We start from the raw sequence: 3241 nt of genomic DNA, 5'->3' as shown, positions 1-3241 counted from the left end.
CGCTTCATGTCGCGCACCCAATGAAATTTTCTGGATAAAGGATTTATCAATTTTAACTTGATCCACTGGGAAGTTTGCCAAATACGATAAAGATGAATAACCAGTACCAAAATCATCTACTGAAATTTGCATTCCACGATGCCGAAGTTCTGTTAATAATTGGCTAATCGATGATTGTTGTTTCATCATTAATGATTCGGTGATCTCTAAAGTGATCAACTGATACGGGATCTCGCCGCCTAGCGCTTCTGAAATGTTATCAAAATAGTTTAAAAAGCGTTGTTGTAGATCGCTCGTCCAAAATTCAATCGTCGATACATTAATGGCAAAAGGAATGGCGTAACCGCTTTTTTGCAATGCGATGATACTGGTTAACGCTTGCGTTCTCACCCACTCACCTATTTGAACTATTAAACCCGACTCTTCTGCAATAGGAATAAACTCATCTGGCGAAATAAATTGACCATCATGTATCCAGCGCAATAACACTTCTGCTTTAATGATTTGGCCACTAAACGGGTTCACAATGGGTTGATAATACAGTTCAAATTCATTATGGCTCAATGCAGATTTAAGGTGTAAGTACAATTCAGCATGTCTTTCAGCATCTTTTTGGATTTGCTGATTAAAAAACTGCAGACAATTACGACCTCGAGATTTTGCGTTGTACATAGCTTGAGTGGCGCAATTTAATATTTGTTCCACATTATCGGCATCGTGTGGATAACGAGCTAGGCCAGTACTCATGGATAACATGACATCTTGACCGCCAACAATAAAAAGCTTTTTCAACTCATTCGTTAGATCATCAAAAAGACTAATTAATGACTCGGAACACATTTTACCCGGTAACACTAATGCAAATTCATCAGCTGCAATACGTGCAATAAGAACATTATCAGGAATGGCACTCAGTAAACGCTGCGCGACAAATTTCAATACAAGGTCACCATTATCATGCCCGAGGGTGTCATTAATTTGTTTAAAATGGTCGATATCCATCAACATCAAGCTAAAGTCTTGCTTACAACCATTCACGCTGTCTTCTGAATCTATCATTGCTTGTAGACTTTCAAACAAGTATTTACGGTTCGACAGTCCGGTAAGTTGATCATAGTTGGATTGAAAGTTAATCATTTTTTCAGCGTTTTTACGTGCGGAAATATCGGTAATTAACCATGCAAAACAATTCTGTTGCGTAAAACTATCCCTAATAACGGTCACATTAAGCGAGATATCAATAATATCATTGTCGGTTTTAAGACCTTTTAACTCTCCTTGCCAAGGGTGCCCGCGCTTTAAATGCTCAAATAAATCTGCTACTACATCTTGTTGGGAGTGACTCAAAAAGCGATTAACATCAAATAATTTAAGATTGGCGTAATAGGTAGACGTTAAGGATTTAAAAATTGGATTGGCTGATAATACCGAGTTGTCTTCACTGGTAATAACTAACGCAATGGGCAAGCTGTTAAATATTTTGCTACTTAACCGTTGAATATGCATTCCACGGCTTCGTTCAATGGCTAAACTGGCCAAACGTGCCGCTTCTTGTATTAGGTGTAAATCTTGCTCCGACGGCGATTTAATCGTGTCATAGTACATGGCAAAAGTACCGAGTACATTTTGATTACTGTCTTTTATTGGTTCAGACCAACACGCTTTTAATCCGGCTTTTAAAGGTATCTCTTTAAAATTTTTCCAATTTGGATGATGCTCAATATCTTCAACAATGACTCTTTCACGTGTAAATGCTGCTGCGCCACAAGAGCCCACATCAATGCCTATCTCTGTACCGCTAATGGCATTGTTATACTCTTCAGGAAGGTTAGGAGCTGCGCACGATAGTAACCTTTTACCGTCATCACTCAATAAAAGCACTGATGCACGAGTGCCAATCTTTTGTGCTTCAATCAATAAAACTAAAGCATGAAGCATTTCGCCTAATGGCAGCCCCTGCAATACCATATCGAGTATTGTACTGTATCGCTCAATACTCGATTCACGAAAATCATACTGGTTGGTATCTTCAACTAATTTATTGGTTTGTAGTCCTTTATCCATAACGCTCCATCATCACGGCAAATGCTTAGAAAAACATATTCCTAATATAGAAATAAGATTATGCATTTATGAGAACTTTATCAACGTTTTAACATATATTTATAATAAAAACCCTGCTAAGTGGGCAAAAATAATCCATAAAAAAAAACAGTGCAAAATAAATGCACTGTTTTTATGTTAATCACAATCAATTTTTTGAATATAATAATTGATGTTAATTGAATAGTTATTCAGCCATTCGTTCCATCTTGGCAAGATAGAAACCATCAAATCCGCGCTCTGAAACTAAGATATTTTCATCTTCAATAAGCGTAAACTGTGGATTGTCTGCCAGAAATGCATCAATTTGATCGCGATTTTCTTCAGGCATGATTGAACAAGTCGCATAAATTAATATCCCACCGACTTTGACCATACGGCTGTAACTTTGCAAAATATGCTTCTGCAATTCAACCAACACAGGCAAACGCTCAGGAGTATCACGCCACTTTGAATCTGGATTGCGTTTTAGCACGCCAAGTCCAGAACAAGGAACATCTAATAGCACACGGTCAGCGGTTAATTTTAAGCGTTTAATGGTTTTAGAACTGGCAATAATACGCGTTTCAACGTTATGAGCACCTGCACGTTTAGCGCGAGTTTTAAGATTATCCAGTTTCCATTGCTCTACATCCATCGCAAGCAAACGGCCCTTACCTTGCATTTGTGCCGCAATATGCAAGGTTTTACCGCCCGCACCTGCACAAGCATCAACAACACGCATACCTGGTTTTGCATCAACAGCATTAGCAACTAATTGTGAACCAGCGTCTTGCTGTTCAAACCAACCGTCTTTAAATGCATCGGTACGAAATAATGCTGAGTCTGAAGTGACCTCAATAGCAGAAGCCACATCGCTTACTTCTATTGCCGTCACACCTTCTTTTTTAAGTCTTTCAATAAGGGCGTCGCGATTACATTTCAGTTCATTAACGCGTAAATAGCGTTTTGGTTGCTCAGCCAGTGCCGCACGTTCAGCAGGCCACTTGTCACCCAATTGTGCTTGACCAAGCTCATTTAGCCACTCAGGACAACCATCCCATAATACAGGGTCTGTTTTGGCTTGTTCTAGATTAGCCTCAAATGCTGCTTGCTCTAGTTGCAATGAATACTGCATTTTAGGTAAATCTAAGCCATG

General features: G+C 39.0%; 2 protein-coding genes. Both read right to left on the bottom strand.

All coding sequences use genetic code 11. The features are described from left to right. Positions 1-2064, bottom strand: a 2064-nt coding sequence (locus tag CXF78_RS17910) for a bifunctional diguanylate cyclase/phosphodiesterase (RefSeq protein ID WP_102037525.1), incomplete at its 3' end; no start/stop codon positions are given. A gap of 226 nt (positions 2065-2290) precedes the next feature. After that, positions 2291-3241: RsmB/NOP family class I SAM-dependent RNA methyltransferase (locus CXF78_RS17905; RefSeq protein WP_102037524.1), on the bottom strand; the 951-nt coding region annotated here is incomplete at its 5' end.

Source organism: Shewanella sp. 11B5 (assembly GCF_002836795.1).
GTDB classification, from domain to species: Bacteria; Pseudomonadota; Gammaproteobacteria; order Enterobacterales; family Shewanellaceae; genus Shewanella; species Shewanella frigidimarina.
Note: the sequence above shows the minus strand (reverse complement) of the source record. Positions and strands in the feature narration are given on the sequence as shown.